The 20,478-nt window shown below is 62.0% G+C and carries 18 protein-coding genes; 9 read left to right on the forward strand and 9 right to left on the reverse strand.

The annotated features are described in order from the left end of the window. Window positions 1-2: 2 nt before the first annotated feature. Together rlmB and MTX36_RS14330 are read left to right on the forward strand one after the other, a co-directional pair. Entirely contained in the window at window positions 3-980 is a 978-nt protein-coding gene (rlmB, locus tag MTX36_RS14325) for a 23S rRNA (guanosine(2251)-2'-O)-methyltransferase RlmB (RefSeq protein WP_094271042.1), read from the forward strand. A 342-nt stretch (window positions 981-1,322) separates the two neighbouring features. Beyond that, window positions 1,323-2,015 (forward strand): hypothetical protein, encoded by a 693-nt coding sequence (locus tag MTX36_RS14330; protein WP_243620410.1) that lies wholly within the window; start codon window positions 1,323-1,325, stop codon window positions 2,013-2,015. A 74-nt stretch (window positions 2,016-2,089) separates the two neighbouring features. On the opposite strand, the gene MTX36_RS14335 is transcribed toward MTX36_RS14330, so the two are convergent. The 6 genes from MTX36_RS14335 to MTX36_RS14360 all read right to left on the reverse strand — a co-directional run bounded on the left by MTX36_RS14335 (window position 2,090) and on the right by MTX36_RS14360 (window position 7,281). Next, the gene (locus MTX36_RS14335; protein WP_243620411.1) at window positions 2,090-2,785 is read right to left on the reverse strand and encodes an LpqN/LpqT family lipoprotein; all 696 of its coding nucleotides are present in this window, start codon (window positions 2,783-2,785) and stop codon (window positions 2,090-2,092) included. Window positions 2,786-2,858: 73 nt separating this feature from the next. Beyond that, window positions 2,859-3,728, reverse strand: a complete 870-nt coding sequence (locus MTX36_RS14340) for a biotin-dependent carboxyltransferase family protein (protein ID WP_243620412.1) — start codon at window positions 3,726-3,728, stop codon at window positions 2,859-2,861. A gap of 45 nt (window positions 3,729-3,773) precedes the next feature. Continuing rightward, the gene (locus MTX36_RS14345) at window positions 3,774-4,535 is read right to left on the reverse strand and encodes a LamB/YcsF family protein (RefSeq protein WP_243620413.1); all 762 of its coding nucleotides are present in this window, start codon (window positions 4,533-4,535) and stop codon (window positions 3,774-3,776) included. Window positions 4,536-4,551: 16 nt separating this feature from the next. Further along, entirely contained in the window at window positions 4,552-5,433 is an 882-nt protein-coding gene (locus MTX36_RS14350) for a metal ABC transporter permease (RefSeq protein ID WP_094271047.1), read from the reverse strand. Next, window positions 5,433-6,290, reverse strand: coding sequence for a metal ABC transporter ATP-binding protein (locus tag MTX36_RS14355; protein WP_243620414.1), 858 nt, complete (start codon window positions 6,288-6,290; stop codon window positions 5,433-5,435). The genes MTX36_RS14350 and MTX36_RS14355 overlap by 1 nt, the downstream gene beginning before the upstream one ends. 40 nt (window positions 6,291-6,330) lie before the next feature. Then, window positions 6,331-7,281: a metal ABC transporter solute-binding protein, Zn/Mn family gene (locus tag MTX36_RS14360; protein ID WP_243620415.1), complete on the reverse strand. Its 951-nt coding sequence runs from the start codon at window positions 7,279-7,281 to the stop codon at window positions 6,331-6,333. Between the two features lie 140 nt (window positions 7,282-7,421). On the opposite strand from MTX36_RS14360, the gene MTX36_RS14365 reads away from it, so the two are divergent. Next, complete coding sequence (locus tag MTX36_RS14365) at window positions 7,422-8,510, forward strand: LacI family DNA-binding transcriptional regulator (protein ID WP_243620416.1); 1,089 nt, start codon at window positions 7,422-7,424, stop codon at window positions 8,508-8,510. Here MTX36_RS14365 and otsB read toward each other — a convergent pair. After that, window positions 8,495-11,056, reverse strand: a complete 2,562-nt coding sequence (gene otsB / locus MTX36_RS14370; protein ID WP_243620417.1) for a trehalose-phosphatase — start codon at window positions 11,054-11,056, stop codon at window positions 8,495-8,497. The genes MTX36_RS14365 and otsB overlap by 16 nt on opposite strands. 53 nt (window positions 11,057-11,109) lie before the next feature. After that, window positions 11,110-11,748 (reverse strand): cholesterol catabolism transcriptional regulator KstR, encoded by a 639-nt coding sequence (gene kstR / locus MTX36_RS14375; RefSeq protein ID WP_094271052.1) that lies wholly within the window; start codon window positions 11,746-11,748, stop codon window positions 11,110-11,112. A gap of 95 nt (window positions 11,749-11,843) precedes the next feature. On the opposite strand from kstR, the gene MTX36_RS14380 reads away from it, so the two are divergent. From MTX36_RS14380 to MTX36_RS14405, 6 genes are all read left to right on the forward strand, one after another. Then, window positions 11,844-13,991 carry an acyl-CoA dehydrogenase gene (locus MTX36_RS14380; RefSeq protein WP_243620418.1) on the forward strand — a complete coding sequence of 716 codons (2,148 nt, stop codon included), beginning with the start codon at window positions 11,844-11,846 and terminating at the stop codon, window positions 13,989-13,991. A 71-nt stretch (window positions 13,992-14,062) separates the two neighbouring features. Next, the gene (locus MTX36_RS14385; protein ID WP_243620419.1) at window positions 14,063-15,103 is read left to right on the forward strand and encodes an acyl-CoA dehydrogenase family protein; all 1,041 of its coding nucleotides are present in this window, start codon (window positions 14,063-14,065) and stop codon (window positions 15,101-15,103) included. Further along, window positions 15,088-16,239 carry an acyl-CoA dehydrogenase family protein gene (locus MTX36_RS14390; RefSeq protein WP_243620420.1) on the forward strand — a complete coding sequence of 384 codons (1,152 nt, stop codon included), beginning with the start codon at window positions 15,088-15,090 and terminating at the stop codon, window positions 16,237-16,239. The genes MTX36_RS14385 and MTX36_RS14390 overlap by 16 nt, the downstream gene beginning before the upstream one ends. A gap of 9 nt (window positions 16,240-16,248) precedes the next feature. Then, complete coding sequence (locus MTX36_RS14395) at window positions 16,249-17,292, forward strand: bifunctional MaoC family dehydratase N-terminal/OB-fold nucleic acid binding domain-containing protein (protein ID WP_243620421.1); 1,044 nt, start codon at window positions 16,249-16,251, stop codon at window positions 17,290-17,292. Beyond that, on the forward strand, window positions 17,289-17,705 hold the full coding sequence (locus MTX36_RS14400; protein WP_243620422.1) for a MaoC family dehydratase: 417 nt from the start codon (window positions 17,289-17,291) through the stop codon (window positions 17,703-17,705). Before MTX36_RS14395 ends, MTX36_RS14400 begins: the two co-directional genes overlap by 4 nt. After that, window positions 17,702-18,889: a lipid-transfer protein gene (locus MTX36_RS14405; protein WP_374230485.1), complete on the forward strand. Its 1,188-nt coding sequence runs from the start codon at window positions 17,702-17,704 to the stop codon at window positions 18,887-18,889. The genes MTX36_RS14400 and MTX36_RS14405 overlap by 4 nt, the downstream gene beginning before the upstream one ends. Before the next feature lie 121 nt (window positions 18,890-19,010). Here MTX36_RS14405 and MTX36_RS14410 read toward each other — a convergent pair whose 3' ends face one another. Beyond that, on the reverse strand, window positions 19,011-20,372 hold the full coding sequence (locus MTX36_RS14410) for an HNH endonuclease signature motif containing protein (protein ID WP_243620423.1): 1,362 nt from the start codon (window positions 20,370-20,372) through the stop codon (window positions 19,011-19,013). Between the last annotated feature and the right edge of the window lie 106 nt (window positions 20,373-20,478).

The following is a 20,478-nucleotide window of genomic DNA, read 5'->3' on the forward strand; positions in this document are numbered from 1 at the left end:
CAATGGCTGGAAACTCGAGCAGGCGCGGCGCAATCCGTAAGGGCGGCACCAAGAAGGGCCAGGTTGCCGGTTCCGGCGGCAAGCATCGTCGCGGTCTCGAAGGGCGAGGCGCAACACCTCCCGCCGCGGAACGTACCAAGCATCCCGCGGCAAAGCGTGCAGCTCGCGCTGCGCGTGCGGACGAAAAGCAGAATCAGGGTCGCGGTGGCCGTCCAGGTCCCGGCCGCAAGGTTCTCGACGGTCCCGAGACAGTGCTCGGCCGCAACCCCGTCGTCGAGTGCCTGCGCGCCGGTGTTCCGGCAACGGCACTGTGGGTGGCTGTCGGAACCGAGAGCGATGAGCGACTGAAGGAGTCCGTGCAGCGCGCTGCGGACGCCGGCATCTCCATCCTCGAAGTACCTCGTAGTGATCTGGATCGCCTCAGCGCCAACGGACTTCATCAGGGCATCGCTCTGCAGGTTCCGCCGTACCGCTACGCGCATCCGGATGACCTCCTCTCGGAGGCACGTAAGCACGCCGAGCCGCCGTTGCTCGTCGCGCTCGACAACATTACCGACCCGCGCAACCTGGGTGCCGTCGTGCGTTCGGTCGCAGCCTTCGGTGGACACGGCGTTGTCATTCCCGAGCGTCGTAGCGCGAGCGTCAGTGCTGTTGCTTGGCGTACCAGCGCCGGCGCTGCTGCTCGTCTGCCGATTGCCCGTGCTACCAACCTCACTCGCACGCTCAAGGACTGGGCGTCCAAGGGCGTCATGGTTGTCGGCCTCGACGCCGAGGGTGACACCACTCTCGACGATTTCGACGGCAGCGGTCCCGTGGTGATCGTGGTCGGTTCTGAAGGTAAGGGCCTTTCGCGTCTGGTTCGTGAGAACTGCGACGCGATTCTGTCGATCCCGATGGCGGGACCGGTCGAATCCCTCAATGCTTCGGTTGCAGCCGGAGTTGTGTTGGCCGAGGTTGCTCGCCGCCGCCGCAATAACTGAGCCGCCGCAATAACTGAGCCGCCGCAATAACTGGTCGGCACAGCTTCATCGGATCCATACAGCTCAACAGCCCCCGCTTGTACCGCAAAGACGGTGCGAGTGGGGGCTTTTTTGTCCGCCGGAGTGGTTCTTGGGTGTCCTCATGGGGGAAGTTGGACAAAAAATTCTATACCGGGCATTTGGGCTTCTTCATTGCTTACAGTTAACCGCTCGGCAAGCGTTCTCGCAGTGCCAGGTAAGTATCCACGTCGATGATGCTGAAGCCGAGACGCCGAAATGTAACGCGGTCAGTTTCTCGGTGAGTTCTGTATGCAACAAACCACCTATGGATGGAGATGTTTCATGGCTAACTTTTTATCGACCAACTCTCGAACGCGTCGAGTTGGCGTAGGAGTAGGCGTACTCGCCCTTGCTCTCGGTGCCAGCGTATTGGGTGCCGGCGCAGCATCTGCTGGGACGGAAAGTGCAGGTAATTACACGTTTACCCGCACCGTGGACAATGCAAATCCGGACGTGGGCGATGTCATCACCTATACGACGCTGGCTCAGAACAGTGGTTCCATCGGGTCGATCGCCGCGTTCACTGAATCTCACGACGCGTGCCTGACGTTCGTTCCCGGTTCCGCCAAGGTAACCAAACTCCACATTCTCGGGGGAACGACCACAACCGTGGAAACTCCGACGTTGACTCCTACTACGCTGACGGTTTCCGGTCGGGGTTGGCTTAACAACTACGACAACGACGTCACGATGACGACGAGTTACACGGTCAGCGAGTCGTGCGCACCGGGGGCCGTCCTCAACAGTGGCTTGAGCATTCGCGCCTTGGGCTTCGGTTGGTGGGGAGGCCCGGGCAACAGAACCTTCGCCAACATCGGACCTTCCGTCACGGTGCTGGATTCGGAGCCAACAGATTCGACTGATCCCGAGGGCGGCGGAACCGGATCGTTGGGTAGCGCAACGGGATCGCTCGGTTCGATGGACGGCGGAACAGGATCGCTCGGTTCGGTGAGCGGAATCTTCGGCTCGAACTAGCAGCCTGACATAGACGTAGAACGGTGGCCCGAGACTCTTGCGAGTCTCGGGCCACCGTCGTAAAGCGTTTGTTCTCAGCCGAATTCGATGGAAGTGTTGATTTCCTCGACCTGGTTGGACATCGCCATGTTCTGGGTATCGGTGAACTGGTTGGCGAAGCTCACGAGGTACACGGGGGACGATTCATCTGCCTGGTAGGCGATGACGGTCATGACCGCGTAGATGGGAACGTCGAGTTCCGGCGGGGTCCAGGTTCCGGCAACGCGGATTGCTTTCTGGCCTTCGATGTCGAGGTCGATTTTCTTCACCTCGGACCAGCCGTTGAGTGTGGCGAGGGAGTCACGGGCACCGGCGAGAACTTCATCGGCGGTGGCTGTGCCCTGAGCTTCCACGGTCAGTGTGGTGTTGGGCGTGAATCCACTGGCCTCGGGCTGGTTGCTGGACAGAATGTCCGTCACGGCCCCCGAAACGCCTTCTTGGGAGTGAGTCCACTGCGCCGGAAGGCTGACGCTGATCACGGGGGCGTCGGGATCGGTGCCGGTGACCAGGGTGGTGCGTTCGCCGGTGAAGGCGCTGCCGTCGGCCAAGGTTCCGGGTGTCGTAGTGGTGGATTCTGCGTCCGTGGTGGTTTCTGCGGCGACGGTGGTTTCACTGGTGCTGCTTTCGGCTGTGGCGTCGCCGCTGTCCGAGCTGCTGCAACCCGAGAGTACGAGTGCTGTGGTGATCAGCGCGGCTGCGCTGAGAGCGATCTTGCTGCTCTTGATCCTCATGGTGGTGTGTTCCTTCGACTTCTGGCGAAGGCCGTGCGCCGACGTCAGCAGTGGCTGACATTATCAGCGACATTCAGATGTGGCGTGATGTCCGGAAAGTTACGTTACTTCCCGGTCGCATTTGCGCTAAGGCTGCTATCCCCGGGGCCGTAACGACGCCGATGACCGGGTATCCGCCGGTCACGGGGTGGTCGGCGAGGAAAACGACCGGTTGCCCGTTCGGTGGGACTTGAATCGATCCGGCTACGACGCCTTCGCTGGGCAGTTCCTGGGTGCGTGAACGATGCAGTGGTCCGGGGCCTCGTAACCTCACGCCGACGCGATCGGTGTATTCGGTGACCGTCCATGCATGGTGGAGGAGCGCGTGCACGGACGCCGGGGTGAACCACGTGTCTCGGGGTCCGAGAATGATATCGAGGGGAACTGGGCTGCCAGGGGGTGCCGGCGGCGGGATGAGATCTTCACTCGGCCATTCGGCGCCTTCAGCACCCACAAGTAGTTGATCGCCGACGCGCAAGGGCTCGGGGCCGAGCCCGGCCAATGTGTCGGTGGATCGACTTCCGAGAGTTTCCGGGACGTCGATACCGCCTCGGACAGCGAGGTAGGTGCGAAGTCCGGTGGCGGCGTAGCCGATTTGGAGAAGGTCTCCGCTGTGGAGATGGAGGCTGGAGTAGTCGGCGGCGGGCCGGCCGTTGACGGTCAAAGGCGTCCGCGCCCCGGTGACAGCGACAGTCATTTCTCCGACAGTGCGCATCACGAATCCGCCGACCGTGATTTCGAGTGTGGCGGCGTGAGCAGTGTTTCCCACAAGCCTGTTTGCGGCATCGTGGGAGATCAGATCAGCGGCTCCGGACTGGCCGACACCGACGGCGCTGCATCCCACACGACCGTGGTCTTGGACCGTGGTCAGGGGGCCGGTGCGCACTACCTCGAGCCAGGGCATAGGTCCATTGTCCCGCAGTGAGGGCGCGAGCACATAGCGATCACGTCAGGTGAACGGAGTGATCGAAACGTCGGACGCAGTGAGTAGCTTCCGAATTTCGGTAGCCATGTCGACAGCGGCGGGGCTGTCTCCGTGTACGCAGACAGAGTCGGCATTGACGGTCAGAACGGTGCCGTCGATCGCGTCGACGGTGCCTTCGACAACGATCCGGCGGACCCGTTCGGCAATGGCGACCGGGTCGTGAAGGACTGCGCCGGGCTGGTTTCGGGGAACCAGTGTTCCCTCGGGCGTATAGGCACGGTCGGCAAATGCCTCGGTGACAACACGCAGGCCGGCAGCTTCGGCCTCGGCCAGAAACACGGAACCCGGTAGGCCGAGAACCGGGAGGGACGCGTCGTAGCTGCGAACGGCGCCGACAACTGCCCGTGCTTGCTCCCGGTGGTGAACTATCGCGTTGTAGAGCGCGCCATGGGGTTTGACGTAGGTGACGCGGGAGCCGGCGACGCGGGCCAGCCCGTCGAGTGCTCCGATCTGATAAATGACGTCGGCGGCCAAGTCGGCCGGGGAGACGTCGATGAAGCGTCGACCGAATCCGGCGAGATCGCGGTAACCGACCTGCGCGCCGATCCGTACGTCGCCCGCTACTGCGGAGCGGCACGTCGCCAACAGTGTTGTCGGGTCGCCGGCATGAAAGCCGCACGCGATATTCGCGCTGGTGACCACTTTCAGCATCGCGTCGTCGTCGCCCAAAGTCCAGGCGCCGAAACCTTCACCGAGGTCGCTGTTCAGGTCAACACGAAACGTCATAGCTCGAGTCTAGGAGTCAGGCGTGCGCGGGAATCCGTCCGGCATTCTTTCGACGCGCAGCCCCGGTCAGACGGCACACCAGGTAGATCACGAACGACACCGATGTGACGAAGCTGGACACGGGAACTCCGGGTGCCAGCGACAGCAGGATGCCGCCGACGGCTGCCAGTTCGGCGAAGAGAACCGAGAGGATCGTGGCCTTGAGGGGACTCGCAGTGACGTAGGCAGCGGCCGCAGCGGGGGTAATGAGCAAGGACATCACCAACAGTGCGCCGACGATCTGCACACCCAGAGCCGCTGTGATGCCGACCAGAACGGCGAAGGCGATGGACAGTGCACGCACCGGAACGCCGCGCGCTGCAGCAACTTCGGGATCGGTACTTGCGAACAGCAAAGGGCGGTAGATGAATCCGAGTGTGCCGATCACGATGACGGCGCAGAGAAGGAGGAGTTCGAGACCGCTGTTACCCGGTGCGACGATCTGACCGACCAGCAACGAGAAACTGGTTCCGGTACGCCCGTCGTACGCCCAGAGGAACAGCACCGACAGTCCGAGTCCGAAGGCCATGATCACGCCGATTACCGAATCGCGATCTCGCGCTTTGGCTCCCAGCAATCCGAACAGTACGGCGGCGACCACCGAACCCACGATGGCTCCGGCTCCGACGCTCACCCCGACAAGCAGGGCGGCAGACGCGCCGGTCAGTGACAGCTCGCTGGTGCCGTGGACGGAGAACGACATCTGCCGGCTCACGATCAGGGGGCCGATGATGCCGGCCAGCAACCCGAGGATCGCACCGGCGATCAAAGCCTGCTGAACGAAGTCGTACTGCAGAAGGTCGATGGTCGCGGACACGTCGAACATTCGCGACATCGCGTCGGTGAACTTGTTACTCACTAGTGGTGATCCTCATCGCTGTGGTGAACGCCTTCGCCGGGTCGGAGTCCGCCTGCGCTGCCGAGAGCGTCGATGGCGTCGCCGGTTCCGACGACAACCAGGCGGCCGCGAACCTGCAAGACCTCGACGTCGGTGTTGTACAGATCGGACAGGACCTCCGACGTCATCACCTCTGCCGGCGTGCCGATGCGGAACTTGCCGTCCACCAGATACAGCACCCGATCTACCAACGGGAGGATCGGATTGATCTCGTGGGTCACGAACAGCACTGCGGTGTTGTGGGTGCGTCGACGCTTGTCGATCAAACTGGAAACGAGATGCTGATTCGCGAGGTCGAGGCTCAGGAGCGGTTCGTCGCACAGCAGGATCTTCGGATCGCCGACCAGTGCCTGCGCGATGCGCAGTCGTTGTTGCTCGCCACCGGACATGGAACCGATGGGGGCGTCGGCATAGGACTGCGCGCTGACCTGCGCGATGGCGTCGTCGACAATCTTGCGTCGACGCGCCCGCCGCAGCAGACCGGTGCCCCACTGATGTCCGTCGACACCGAGACCGACAAGATCGCGCCCACGGAGGGGGAGTCCGTCGTCGATGGATTTTTGCTGGGGGATGTATCCGACGTGAGAGTTCCCGGCGCGGGCGGGGGTACCGACGATTTCGGCTGTGCCGCCGCTGAGTTGGAGCTGTCCCAACAGGATTTTCAGGAGCGAGGTCTTGCCGGAACCGTTGGGGCCGAGCACGGCGATGAATTCGCCTGGCTGAACGTCGAGATCGAGGCCGTCCCAGAGGGTGCGGGCGCCGAAGGACAGTCGGGCGCCCTTCAGGGACACTGCAGGTAAAGCGGAAGTTTCTGTCACAAGCAGATCAGTTCTTCTCGTAAGTAAGTGAGCAAAAAAATTACTGGGCAGAGAGAGCGTTTGCGAGTGACTCCGCAGTCTGCGTCTGCCACTGAATGTAGTCCAGACCCTCGGGCAGAGTCTCCGTAACCTCGACGATGGGGATGCCCGCTTTTTCGGCGGTGGAGCGCATGTCCTGGGTCACTTTGTCCTGCGTCTGGACGTTGTAGACCAGCGCGCGGGCCTTCTTTCCCGTCAGCAGTTCGCGGGTTGCGGCGATGGCAGCGGGCGACGGGTCGTTGCCGTCTTCGATGGCGCTGGTGAACTCTTCGGGAGTGACATCTTCGAGTTCGGTAGCAACTAGCAGATAGTGCGCAATGGGTTCGGTCTGCGCGACGCCGGTGCCGGCATGGGCAGCGGCAATGGAATCGGTGATGGTGGTGATCCCGGCGAGCTTCTGGCTGTAGGCCTGCGCATTTGCCTCGTACGTCGCCGCGTTCTCGGGGTCGAGCGTGCTCAGTTGATCGGCGACGGAGTGCGCCACAGCGTCGACGGTGGGGATGTCGAACCAGACGTGTTCGTTGACCGAGCCGTGGGTGTGGCCGTCATGAGATGCGCCGGTCGTTTCGTTGGCGTGGATGCCGCCGTCGAGCAGGTTGTATGCGTTGACCGTCTTCTGATTTCCCTTGCCGGCGTCGAGAATGTCGGTGATGAACTGGTCGTAGCCACCGCCGTTGTAGACGACCAGGGACGCGTCGGTGATCTTCGCGGCCTGGGCAGGCGTGGTTTCGAAAGAGTGCGGATCTGCGGACGGCTCGTTGATGATGGAGGTGACGGTCAGTGTGTCGCCGGCGACGGCTTGCGCGACGTTGCCCCACACGTTTGTGGATGCGACGACGGTGATGCCTTCGTCTTTGGAGGAGCTGGATCCGCAAGCCGTGAGCGCGAATGCTGCGACGACCGAGACAGCGGCAATCGCGGTGGTGGTTCGAAATTTCGGCGACAATCGCACTGGGGTCTTCTCCTGAACAAAGGCGAGGCTAAACGCTATTGGAAACCGTTACCGTTACACATTAGCGCATAGTCGCTGGTAGTACATGTTCACTTCGGCCCAAACGCGCCGACCATGACGACTACCGATAGCGTCCGTCTATGCCCCGGTCACGTCAGCCACGCCGTCAAGCCACTTTGGCGTCGCTCGCCGCCGAGCTCAATGTGTCGAGAACTACAGTCTCGAACGCGTACAACCGACCCGATCAGCTCTCTGCCGAGCTTCGGGATCGAGTGCTCCAAGCGGCCAAGCGACGCGGATATGCCGGACCCGATCCGGTGGCCCGCTCCCTCCGTACCCGAAAAGCCGGCGCCGTCGGGCTTCTGCTCACCGAAGCGCTCAGCTACAGCTTCCGTGACCCGGCAGCCATGAGCTTCCTGGCCGGTCTCTCCGAATCCTGTGAAGAGGCAGGGCAGGGGCTCCTCTTGATTCCCGCCGGCCCCGGACGTCACGAAGCGGATGCCGCAGCGGTCGTGCAACAAGCCGGCGTCGACGGGTTTGTCGTCTACTCGGTCGCCGCCGACGACCCCTATCTTGCGGCTGTGCTCGAACGTCATATCCCGATCGTGGTCTGCGATCAGCCGCGTGAGATCCCCGGCGCATCGCTTGTCGGCATCGATGACCGTGCTGCCATGCGCAAGGTTTCCGACTACCTGATCAGCCTCGGGCACGCTGAAATCGGTGTGCTCTGCATGCGACTGGGCCGAGACAGGATGGATGGTGTTGTCAGCCAGGAACGGCTGCAGTCACCCCGGTTCCACGTTCAGCGTGAACGGATCGAAGGCGTCCGCGATTCGATGGTCGCGGCAAACCTGGATCCGCTTTCGCTCACGGTGATCGAACGGTACGTCCACACGAAGCAGTCCGGGCACTCCGCAGCAGCAGAGGCGCTCGCGACGAATCCGAAGATCACGGCACTGATCTGCACTACCGACGTACTTGCCCTCGGCGCTCTGGACTGGGCGCGCTGGCAGGGAATCGATGTACCGGGACAGTTGTCGATCACCGGGTTCGACGGAGTCGGCGAAGCATTGCGCGAATCGCTGACTACGGTGCGGCAGCCCCAAGAGGAGAAGGGCCGCCGCGCCGGTGCGCTCCTGATGTCGCCGTCCAACTCCGGAGTGCCGGTCGTGGAGATGCTCGAGACCGAACTCCTGGTCGGGCGAACGGCAGGTCAGGCCAAGAGCTGAGCGGGTTCGGCCAGGAGTTGAGCGCAGCGCAACAATCCGAGATGGCTGTAGGCCTGAGGATGGTTGCCGAGTGAGCGTTCTGCGACCGGGTCGTACTCTTCTGCCAACAGTCCAGTGGGTCCGGCTGCTGCAACCAGCTGGTCGAACAGTGCCTCGGCTTGCAGGCGTTGACCGATCAGGAGGTATGCCTCCACCAGCCAGGCCGCGCAGAGGTGGAACCCGCCTTCGATGCCGGGCAGGCCGTCGTCATGGTGGTAGCGGTACACCGTTGCGCCGCTACGCAATTCGGCCTCGGTGGCAGTGACCGTTGCGGCAAATCGAGGGTCCGAGGGATCGATCAGTCCCGACAGTCCGATGTGCAGGGTAGCCGCGTCGAGATCGGTGCCGTCGTAGGCGGCGGTGTAGGACTGTACGTCGTCCTTCCATCCCTTTTCGCGTACCTCGTCGGCGATCTGGTCGCGTAATTCTGCCCACTCGGGCAGTGCCTTGCGTCCGAAGCGGTCGGCCAGTTTTACGGCGCGGTCGACCGTCACCCAGCCCATCACCTTGGAATAGACGTGGTGGCGGGGGTTGTCGCGGATCTCCCAAATGCCGTGATCGGGTTCGAACCATCGGCGTTGGACGGCTTCGACCATGGCGCACACCAGTTCCCAGTCGCGATCGCTCAGGGAACTGGAGGCGCCGGTCCTTTCGCGTGCATCGGCAAGGTGTCCGATCAATTCGACGATCGGGCCGAACACGTCGAGCTGAACTTGCTGGTTGGCGGCGTTGCCCACTCGAACAGGTCGGGATCCTGCGTATCCGGGGAGCGAGTCGATAACAGCCTCGGGTGGCAGTGACGTGCCGTGCAAGGTGTACAGCGGGTGCAGACGCTCGGGGCCAGGCAGTGTTTCGAGGACGCGGTGGACCCAGTCGAGGTAATTCTCGGCTTCGGCGGTGGAGCCCACGCTCACGAGAGCTGTTGCGGTGAGCGCGGCATCGCGCAGCCAGCAGTACCGGTAGTCCCAGTTGCGGACTCCGCCGATCTCTTCGGGCAACGACGTCGTTGCCGCGGCCATGATGGAACCGGAATCGGCGTGAACCAGCCCGCGCAGAGTCAGTGCGGAGCGTTTCATCAAGTCCGGCTTGAGCTTTGGAAGGTCGAGAGTTTTTGCCCAGTCCGACCAGTAGGACTCGGACGTTGCTCGACGGTCCATCTCGAGAACCTCGGATGGGCCGATATCGTCGGTGCCGCAGCGTAATTCGAGAATCACATCGCCCTTGGACGGTTCGACGATGGCATGGGCCGTCTGTTGATTTCCGTCGGTAGCGATATTCCACTGCACGCCAGGGGAGCGCAGCACGTACGGCTCGTTGGTTCCGGTGACGCGGATGCCCTCGTCCACAACCTCGAGGGTGACCTGGCCTTGGCCGAACTCCGGGCGCGGGGCGAACGAGACTATGGCGTCGGCTCGGCCGGAGATGATGCGGGTCAGATCGGTCCGGCCGGCCGGTACGTCGTGGGGGAGGTAGTCGGTGACGGACAAGCTCGCCCACCGGGTCTGAACCGTCATCGTGCCGTCGAGGTACTTCTGGCTCAGGGGGAGCGCCGTCCGCCGCGGGCTGACACTGAAGTGTCCGGCGCCGGTTCCGCCGAGAAGATGAGCGAACACCGCTGCGGAATCGGGTTCGGGATGGCACAGCCAGGTGAGGGTGGCGTCGGGGGTGACCAGCGCGACCGTACGGGGGCTGGCAAGCATCGAGAGACGCTCGATGGGTGGTGCGTCGGCACCCGAGAGCCAGGTACGACGCTCGTCGAGCAGGAACGCCAGCGCGGCGGCAACGTCCTCGGTGCTGTCGACTCGGTAGGCGGCGACGCTGTCTCCGCTCCCGACCTTGATGCCGATATCGGGCCCCTGGAGCCTGCTGAAGGCTTTTTCGTCGGTCACGTCGTCGCCGATGAAGACGGCCGCGGTTGCGCCGTCCTGGTGGCGAATGAGGTCGAGGGCTTGGCCCTTGTCGGTGGGGATGACAGCCAGTTCGACGACGGACTTGCCTTCGGTGACCTGTACGCCGGGCCAGAGAGCTGATTCGGTGCGGACGGCGATCAATGCCTTTTCCGCGTCGTCGGCGCTGCAGTTTCTCACGTGCAACGCAACGCTGGCAGGTTTTTTCTCGACGCTCGCGCCGGCAGTGTCAGCTGCAATTCGCACCAACTCAACGACTATTTCGTCGAGCAACTTCTTGGCGTCCGCGTCGATGGCGTGAACGAATCCGATGTCGAATTCGGAGCCGTGACTGCCGACCAACTGCACTTCAGCGGGTAGCCGCGACAGTGCAGCAAGGTCCTTGAGCGCCCGTCCGGAGATGACCGCCGCCGTTGTGGAAGCAAGGCTGGCGAGCGCACGAAGCGCTCGAACCGATTCTGCGCGGGGATAGGCCTTTTCCGGGTCCGCGACAATGGGAGCCATGGTCCCGTCGTAATCGGAAGCCACCAGCAGACGTGGTGTTCGTGCCACGGCCGCCAGGGCTCGACGGAGTTCGATGGGTAGATCCTGTGCGCTCACCTTTTCAAATCTAGGTGATCAAGCGCATCCTGGCGCGGTAGGAGTTGGTCGCGCTACTCAGGTCGACGGGATCCGTCGCCCAGTAGCAGCTCGACAGTGAGCTCCAAACGATTGGCGACATCGGTTGCCGAGGATCGGCGGGTGAGCCACGCAACGAGATTGGACAACCACACGTCGGAGATGACGCGAGCGATAGCCAACTGCTCCTCGCTGGGGTCGTCTTCGGTCATTGCTCGTGCGAACAGGCGGTCCATCAATTGACCGACCTGGTCGACCTCGGCAGCGGCCGACGCGTCGGCAAACATGAATGCTCGCGTCATTGCTTCGGTCAGAAGCGGGTCGCGTTGCATGGCTCGGGTGATCAAACCCAAGATCAGTTGCATGCGCTCGAGTGGGCTCGTGCCGGGCGGAATCTTGCCCTTGGAGTCGATCTTCTCGAATTCGCGTGCCAGAGCGGACACCAGAAGGTGCACCTTCGACGGGAAATATCGGTAGAGCGTGCCGACGGCAACATCTGCTCGCTCAGCCACTGCACGCATCTGAACGGCCTCGTAACCACCCTTGGACGCCAATGTCAGGGTGGCGTCGAGGATGCGCTTACGGCGTTCTCGTTGCGCGTTGGAGCTGAGATCGTCGTCTCCGAGCGTCGCGGCTGCGACGGTATTGGAGCGGGATCGAGATGTTGCGGTCATCGACAATTTCCTTCGCGCCTTGACTCATTGCCAGGTCTCATATTAGAACACGTTCTATACAATTGTGTCACTAATTCGAGAGGCGGGAACCAGTTGTGACAATCGCCATGACCGATGAGCAGCGAGCAGTCCAGGAGTCGATCGAGGCCTGGGCACGGTCGACAACACCGATGAACATGGTACGCGTCGGACCAGCAAATTCGTGGCGGGAGAACTGGTCGGCTTTTAGCGCTCTGGGCATTTTTTCCGTCGCCGTTCCGGAGGCAGTAGGAGGCGCCGGAGCTGAAATCGTTGATCTTTCAGCGATGCTCGAGCAGGCCGCAATTGAACTTGTGCCGGGCCCTGTTCTCACAACGGCCTTGGCGGCGTTGGTAGTGGGACGAAGCTCGTCGCCGGCGGCAAAACGCTGGTCCGAGGCACTTGCCGACGGTGAAATCCCCTGCGCTGTCGTACTGGATGGCACGCCGGTAACTGCCACACGAACCGATTCCGGAGGGCTTGAACTTCACGGAGACGGCGGATTCGCCTGGGGCGGGGATACCGGCGTATCGGTACTGGTGTCCGCCGATGACGGCACCGAAATCGTGTGGGTTCTCGTGGATGGAGACTCGAGCGGTGTGACATATACCGCTACGGACACGATCGATAAATCTCGTCCGCTGGCAGGCGTGTCCTTCGATCACGTTGTGGTCGAAGCTGATCGGATCCTGGACGACGTTGCTCCGGGATCGGTGTCTGATCTTGCGGCCGTTCTCGCTTCGGCAGAGGCTGCCGGCATCGCTGCCTGGTGCCTGCGAACGGCGGTGGAATACGCCAAGATTCGTGAGCAGTTCGGAAAACCGATCGGTTCGTTCCAGGCGATCAAACACATCTGCGCCGAGATGTTGTGCCGCGTCGAGAATGCCGGGGCTGTTGCCTGGGACGCCGCGGTCGCAGCGGAGTCGGGCGACGAACTTCCGATCGCAGCGGCGGTAGCCGCGGCGGTCTCCCTGGATGCGGCTGTCGACACTGCCAAGGACTGCATCCAGGTGCTCGGCGGCATCGGCTTTACCTGGGAACACGAGGCGCACTTCTATCTTCGTCGCGCGCTCTCGCTGCGGCAGGTTCTGGGTGGATCGTCTCGCTGGCGGGCACGCGTTGCGGAACTGACTCTCGGTGGTTCGCGTCGACACCTTCAGATCGACCTCAGCGAGCTGGAATCCGAACGGTCCGAAATTCGCAGTGAGGTAGCGCAACTGGTTGCTCTGCCGGAGTCGGAGCAACGTAGCGCTCTCGCGGAGTCGGGATATCTTGCACCGCACTGGCCCGCGCCGTACGGAAAGGGCGCCAAGGCAGCGCAGCAGATTCTGATCGAGGAAGAGTTGGCGGCCGTCGGCATCGGTCGACCGGATCTGGTCATCGGGTGGTGGGCGGTTCCGACAATTCTCGAGCATGGAAGTGCCGAGCAGATCGAACGTTTCGCGGTTCCGACTTTGAAGGGCGACATCACGTGGTGCCAACTCTTCAGTGAGCCGGGAGCCGGATCCGACCTCGCTGCGCTGCGTACCACGGCCGACAAGGTCGAAGGTGGATGGAAGCTGAATGGGCAGAAGGTCTGGACTTCACTTGCCCGTGAAGCGGATTGGGCCATCTGCTTGGCGCGTACCGATCGCGATGCTCCGAAGCACAAGGGCATCACGTACTTCCTGCTCGACATGAAAACTCCCGGAATCAGGATCTCGCCACTGCGGGAAATCACGGGTGACGCACTGTTCAACGAGGTGTTCCTCGACGACGTGTTCGTGCCGGACGACTGTGTTGTCGGACAGTTGGGTGGTGGCTGGAAGCTGGCCAGAACCACGCTGGCCAACGAGCGGGTCGCGATGAGTGGCGGTTCCTCACTCGGTGGTGCGATGGAGGAACTGCTCGAGTTGGCGGGCGATCCCGATCCGGTAGTAGCCGACAAGTTGGGTGGTTTCATCGGTACCGCAATGGTCGGTTCATTGTTGGAATTGCGAACCACTCTGCGGCAGTTGGACGGCCAGGACCCGGGTCCGGCGTCGAGTGTTCGCAAACTGGTCGGCGTGCGGCAGCGTCAGAATGTCGCGGAGTTCGCGATGGAGTTGGGTGGGCCCGCGGGTTGGGTCGAGGGTCCGTTGTCGCGTGAATTCCTCAACACACGGTGCCTGTCCATCGCAGGCGGAACGACGCAAATTCTGTTGACGGTCGCGGCAGAACGAATTCTGGGACTTCCGCGCGACTAGAGGTCTGTAAAAATGTCCACGTTGGTGATACAACTAGAACACGTTCTATAAAAGAAGACGGGATTGCCAGCGTGGACTTCACCAGAGATGAAACCCAGGACGCGGTAGCCGAGGTGGCTACCGCGCTTCTGGCCCGCGAACTTCAGCCGGATGCCCTGTGGACAGCTTTCGCGGAAGCGGACCTGCTCACCTTGGCGCTGCCGGAACGACTCGGCGGCGAGGGCCTGTCCGTCACAGACGTGGGCGCTTTGCTCACCGAGGTCGGCCGGGCAGCCGCCCCGATTCCGGCACTGGCCACACTCGGCTTCGGTGTGCTGCCCATCGTCGCGCTCGGTAGCGATGCCCAGCAGGACGAACTCCTGGCCGGCGTCGCAGCGGGACGAGTCTTCACGGCGGCGCTGTCGGAGCCGGGAGCGCAGTTCCCCGAGCATCCGTCCGTCACGGCGCAGCAGTCGGGTGACTGGTACCGCGTCAGTGGGACGCTGCTCGCCGTACCTTTCGCCGAGAGTGCCCACCGCGTGCTGATACCGACCGATGCGGGCGTCGTACTGATCGACCCCAACGCGTCGGGTGTGACACTCACTCCGACACCGAGTTCCTCGGGTAGCCCTGAATTCGGGATAGTTCTCGACGACGCAGTCGGTGAGCTACTCGGCGCCGGTGCGGAATCCGTGCAAACCCTGTACCGCATCGCAACGGCGAGTATCGGCAGCGTTGTCGACGGATTGGTTTCCGGAGCAGTAGATCTCACAGCTGCCCATGTAGGATCCCGCGAGCAGTTCGGTAAGCCGTTGGCAACATTCCAGGCCGTCGCGCAACAGATCGCCGACGCCTATATCACCTCCCGGACGCTGCATGTCGCATCACTGTCGGCATCATGGCGTGTATCGGAAGGCCTTGACGCACAGTCCGATCTGGATGTGATGGCCTACTGGATAGCGCAGGAAGTTCCCGCCACGATGCAGGTGCTTCATCACCTGCACGGCGGCTTGGGAGTGGATGCCACCTATCCGCTTCATCGTTACTACTCGACGGCAAAAGACTTGGCGCGCCTGCTCGGTGGCGCTTCGCAGCGACTCGACCTCGTGGGGGCCCGGTGTTCATCGATCTGATCGACAGTCAGCGCGCACTACAAGCTGAACTTCGACGCTATTTCTCCACCCTGATCTCGCCCGAAGAGGCAAAGATCATGCGGGTCGAGCGCCACGGCCCGACATACCGCGAAGTGATCCGACGCATGGGCAAGGACGGTTGGCTCGGTGTCGGTTGGCCCGTCGAATACGGCGGACGCGGTTTCGGCGAGGTCGAGCAGCAGATCTTTGTCAACGAGGCTGTGCGAGCAGATGTCCCACTGCCCTCTGTCACGCTGCAGACCGTCGGCCCCACGCTGCAGAAGTACGGCAGTGAGGAGCAGAAGCAGAAGTTCCTCCCCGCAATTCTGGCGGGCGAAGTGCACTTTGCAATCGGCTACACGGAACCTGAGGCCGGAACCGATCTCGCTGCACTGCGTACGGGTGCCGTTCGCAGCGGCGACGAGTACATCGTCAACGGGCAGAAGATCTTCACCACCGGTGGCCACGACGCCGACTACGTCTGGCTGGCCGTGCGAACCGGATCGGCAGACTCACGTCACCGGGGTATTTCTATCCTGATCATGGACACCACGGATCCCGGTTACACCTGGACGCCCATCATCACGTGTGACGGTGCACATCACGTCAACGCGACATACTACGAAGACGTTCGAGTGCCCGCGAACATGCTTGTGGGCGAAGAGAATCGGGGCTGGAGCCTGATTACCACGCAGCTCAACCATGAGCGCGTCATGCTCGGGCCGGCCGGCCGCGTCGGTGGCATCTACGATCATGTTTTCGACTGGGCTCGTCGCGAAAACCTGCTCGAGCACTCGGATGTTCGTCGCGCTCTGGGAGAAATCCACGCGACGTACCGGCTCAACGAACTTCTCAATTGGCAGGTGGCGTCGAGTGATTCGGATTCGGTGGACATCGCCGACGCGTCCGCGACCAAAGTTTTTGCTACCGAGCGCATTCAGCGAGTAGGCCGCCTGGCCGAGGAAGTTGTCGGTCGATACGGTAACCCTCTGGATCCGGAAACAGCTGATCTCCTGGCGTGGTTGGACATGCAGGTCAAACGTAATCTGGTGATCACCTTCGGCGGCGGAGTCAACGAAGTGATGCGCGAACTGATCGCCACGGCCGGTCTGAAGCTACCTCGAGTTCCGAGATAGGAATTTCTCATGTCAGATCCCATTCTTACTGCTGATCCCGTTCTTACTGCAGCGGAGAAAGTTCGTGCCGACGGACCCAGTGCCCCTCGCACCGGCCGTGACCCCGTGAACATGCCGATGATCCTGAACTGGGTCGAAGCCATCGGTGACGAAAACCCGATCTATGTCGACGAATCAGCCGCTCGCGCTGCTGGACACGCCGGACTGGTTGCGCCGCCCGCCATGGCCCAGGTGTGGACGATGCGAGGCTTGGGAGCGCGACGGGAAAGCGACGACCCGCTGGGCCGCATGACGGACATCCTCGACGAGGCCGGATTCACCTCGGTAGTCGCGACCAACTGCGACCAGACCTATCATCGTTATCTGAAGCCCGGCGAAGAGGTCACCATCTCTTCGGTGCTCGAAGATGTTGTGGGGCCGAAGAAAACGGGTCTCGGTGAAGGTTGGTTCTTCACTACCCGAAGCTCTTGGTATGTCGGCGACGAGTTGGTGTCCGAGATGATGTTCCGGATTCTGAAGTTCGCGCCGCCGGTCAGTGAAGTGTCTGCTGCCGAACAGGCATCGTCGGGCGTCCCCGAAGATCTTGATGCCTCTCGAATGCTGCGCCCCACACCATCTCTCGACACACAGTTCTTCTGGGACGGTGTTGCAGCGCACGAGCTTCGTATCCAACTGCGCCCCGACGCTTCTGGGCATGTCGGCTCGGTACAGCACCCGCCGGTACCCGCAATCTGGAAGGATAAAGCGGAACAGACCGACTACGTGGTCGCGTCCGGGCAAGGCAAGGTCTTCAGTTTTGTCGTTCACCATGCCCCCAAGGTTCCGGGTCGATCGTTGCCTTTCGTTGTTGCCTTAGTCGAATTGCCGGAGGGCGTGAGGATGCTCGGCGAACTCCGCGGCGTGGATCCGGCCGACGTTTCGATCGGAATGGACGTCGAGGCAATCTATTTGGACTTCCCCGGTGACGACGAGACTGGTGGGACTCCGTGGACTTTGCACGCCTGGCAACCGGTGTCACAGCAGTCGGCCACTGGATTGGAAGGGGAACGATGACGCTGTCAACGGACATAGCTGTGGGAGAGCAACTTCCAGAACTCTCGATTCACGGTAGCCCCACATTTATCGTGTCAACGGCCTTGGCGACTCGCGACTTTCAAGATGTTCACCATGATCGTGACCTCGCGCAGCAGCGTGGGTCCAAGGACATCTTCGTCAACATCCTGACCGATACGGGGTTGGTCCAGCGTTTTGTCACCGACTGGGCGGGCCCACGAGCAGTGATCACCTCGATCAAACTGCGACTCGGGGCGCCTTGGTATGCGTACGACACACTGACTCTGCGTGGCACGGTGACCTCCCACGAAGATGGACTCGTTGCGGTTGCTGTTGTCGGCAAGAACAGTTTGGGTGATCACGTCACCGCGCAGGTCACGCTGACTTTCACCACTTCAGGAGATGTCGAATGAGCGCACTGTCCGGGAAAGCGACTCTGTCCGGGAAAGCCGCAATCGTTGGCATCGGGGCAACGGATTTCTCGAAAGAGTCGGGGCGCAGTGAACTTCGGTTGGCTACCGAGGCTGTCCAGGCAGCCCTCGACGACGCTGGATTGAAGCCTTCCGACGTCGACGGACTTACCTCCTTCACCATGGACACCAACACCGAAGTGGCAGTTGCGCGTTCGGTTGGTATCCCGAATCTCAAGTTCTTCAGCCGCATTCACTACGGCGGTGGAGCGGCCGCGGCCACCATTCAGCAGGCAGCCATGGCAGTGGCGACCGGTGTCGCCGACGTCGTAGTTGCTTACCGTGCGTTCAACGAGCGCTCCGGAGCGCGGTTCGGTCAGGTGAATTCCGGTCTTGTGGCACAGGTCAATTCATCGGGAACAGACAATGCGTTCTCCTATCCTCACGGCCTGGGTACTCCGGCGTCGTTTGTCGCGATGGTCGCGCAGCGCTACATGCACGTCTACGGCGCATCCAGCGAGGATTTCGGCAGGGTTGCCGTTGCCGACCGCAAGCATGCGGCCACAAACCCCAAGGCCTTCTTCTACGGTAAGCCGATCACTCTGGAAGATCACCAGAATTCACGCTTCATCGCTGAGCCGCTGCACCTGTTGGACTGCTGCCAGGAATCCGACGGCGGAATCGCAATTGTTGTCACCTCGGCTGAGCGAGCCAAGGATCTGAAGAACACCCCTGCCATCATCGCAGCCGCAGCTCAGGGCAGTGGGGCAGATCAATACATCATGACCAGCTACTACCGCGACGGACTGACCGGACTCCCGGAAATGGGACTGGTGGGGGATCAGCTCTGGTCACAGAGCGGTCTGCGGCCCTCGGACATGCAGACAGCGGTTCTCTACGATCACTTCACACCCTTTGTGCTGATGCAGCTCGAGGAACTCGGCTTCTGTGGCCGGGGTGAAGCCAAGGACTTCATTGCCGGTGGCGCAATCGAACTCGGCGGAAAACTCCCGATCAATACTCATGGTGGACAACTCGGTGAGGCATACATTCACGGCATGAACGGTATCGCCGAAGGTGTCCGTCAGATCCGTGGAACTTCCGTCAACCAGGTTGACGCTGTCGAAAACGTATTGGTCACAGCGGGTACGGGTGTTCCGACCTCGGGGCTTGTTCTCACTCGGTAGTTTCTGGGAGCGAGAATTTACGACGTGCAGGCTCTGTACCGGAGGTATTTCCGGTACAGAGCCTGACGCGTATGTTGTTGTGCTGCAGCTACTAATGCTGCTGGGCCTAACACCGCTGGGTTTAACACCGCTGGGTCGAGCGACGCGGTTTCTGCTCGGGGTCGATTGCCGGCGGCGGTATGAACCACGGTTTGTGGTCTGTGCCCATCTTGATTTCCCACTGGCCGGCGAATCCGGACTTGTTGTGCACCAACCGATGATGGCTGCGGCACAGCAATGTGAGGTTGTCCATCACTGTCGGCCCGTTCTGGGACCACGGTGTGATGTGGTGTGCGTCTGTCCAGGCGGGGACGCAATCGCAGCCGGGGAAGGCGCAGCCTTTGTCGCGGGCGATCAACGCGGTCCGTTGCGCGGCTGAGACCAGCCGTTTCAGTGGGCTGACGTCGAGGGGTGCGCCGTTCTCGTCGAGCAGAACGGTGGAGAGCATGCAGTCGCATGCCAGCATGTGGGTGCGGGTGATGCTCAGTGGTCCCATCCACGGCATGTGGCCGACGTCGAGATCGTCGAGGTTGTTGAGGTTGTCGAAATCGAGGACCGGATCACCGTCGGCATCGCCGGAAGTATGTCCGCTGGTGCTGGCGCATTTTCGTTGCTCGGCAAGGTCTTTCGCGTTGACGTGCACGTTCACGTGTGGGCGCTGGCCGCCGTCAATTCCGGTGGCAGCGTTGTCGAGGTAGCGGCGGATCAGTTCGGTGAAGGCGTCGGCGGTGCGTTTGGCGGCGGATCGCTGGTCCGGGGTGCCGTCGGCGGCCGGGGTCGGCATCGACAACCCGGACAGCGCGGAGAGAAGCATTTCGCCGGTCAGTGAGTCGACATCGCCTTTGATCGCGACTCTCCCGTTCAGGGTCGGGGAGATTCGTAGTTCGTTGCGGTCGTCGTCTTCGCCGGGTGGGGTGTCGTCGGATTCGAAGATCCGCTCGAGCACCGCGATCGCATACCGCAGTTTCGCGGTGGTGGCTTCCATCCCGGAGGCTGCGGCGAGGAGAGTGTTGATGCAGTGCGGTAATGCTTTTTCCGGCATGCCTTTTGGTGGTGTTTCGCAGAAGGCGACGATGAGGGCGGTGTGGTCGAAGGTGAGGTTGCCGGCGTCGAGTTGAGCGGCGACGGTCGGGAAGGCGCGTAGTGCCAGTCCGAGGGCGGCGATTTTGTTGCCGGCGGGGATTTGCAGCATGGTGTTGGCGGCGAGCCAGCGTCCGGCGCCGCGGTAGCAGAGCACCTGTTCGTCGGGGTTCAAGGCTAGGGCGTCGACGGCAACTACCCGAATGGCTTCGAGGCGAAGGATTTCCGCGGATGCGGTGATGGCGATTTCGCGTATGTCTGTGGGGCGCAGTTGCCAGAGCCGACTGCGTAGGCCGGCTGCGGATCCGGCGAGCATGCCGGCGGCTGCGTCGTCGGTCATGTCGTTGATGCTGTCACTACTCATTGAACACCCCCCGGTTGGATCCCCCGATCCATGCCCTCAATTATGCTCGAATGTGCGTTCGAGTCAAGGGTAATGTGAACTGCGTAAGCATGATTCAGCCTTCCAT

Source organism: Rhodococcus sp. ARC_M6, from assembly GCF_022810305.1.
Lineage (GTDB): Bacteria > Actinomycetota > Actinomycetes > Mycobacteriales > Mycobacteriaceae > Rhodococcus_F.

Excerpts from the sequence above, each read along its gene's own strand:
- rlmB (WP_094271042.1), top strand. The coding sequence starts at position 3 with ATGGCTGGAAACTCGAGCAGGCGCGGCGCAATCCGTAAGGGCGGCACC.
- MTX36_RS14330 (WP_243620410.1), top strand. The coding sequence starts at position 1,323 with ATGGCTAACTTTTTATCGACCAACTCTCGAACGCGTCGAGTTGGCGTA.
- MTX36_RS14335 (WP_243620411.1), bottom strand. The coding sequence starts at position 2,785 with ATGAGGATCAAGAGCAGCAAGATCGCTCTCAGCGCAGCCGCGCTGATC.
- MTX36_RS14340 (WP_243620412.1), bottom strand. The coding sequence starts at position 3,728 with ATGCCCTGGCTCGAGGTAGTGCGCACCGGCCCCCTGACCACGGTCCAA.
- MTX36_RS14345 (WP_243620413.1), bottom strand. The coding sequence starts at position 4,535 with ATGACGTTTCGTGTTGACCTGAACAGCGACCTCGGTGAAGGTTTCGGC.
- MTX36_RS14365 (WP_243620416.1), top strand. The coding sequence starts at position 7,422 with ATGCCCCGGTCACGTCAGCCACGCCGTCAAGCCACTTTGGCGTCGCTC.
- kstR (WP_094271052.1), bottom strand. The coding sequence starts at position 11,748 with ATGACCGCAACATCTCGATCCCGCTCCAATACCGTCGCAGCCGCGACG.
- MTX36_RS14395 (WP_243620421.1), top strand. The coding sequence starts at position 16,249 with ATGTCAGATCCCATTCTTACTGCTGATCCCGTTCTTACTGCAGCGGAG.
- MTX36_RS14400 (WP_243620422.1), top strand. The coding sequence starts at position 17,289 with ATGACGCTGTCAACGGACATAGCTGTGGGAGAGCAACTTCCAGAACTC.
- MTX36_RS14405 (WP_374230485.1), top strand. The coding sequence starts at position 17,702 with ATGAGCGCACTGTCCGGGAAAGCGACTCTGTCCGGGAAAGCCGCAATC.
- MTX36_RS14410 (WP_243620423.1), bottom strand. The coding sequence starts at position 20,372 with ATGAGTAGTGACAGCATCAACGACATGACCGACGACGCAGCCGCCGGC.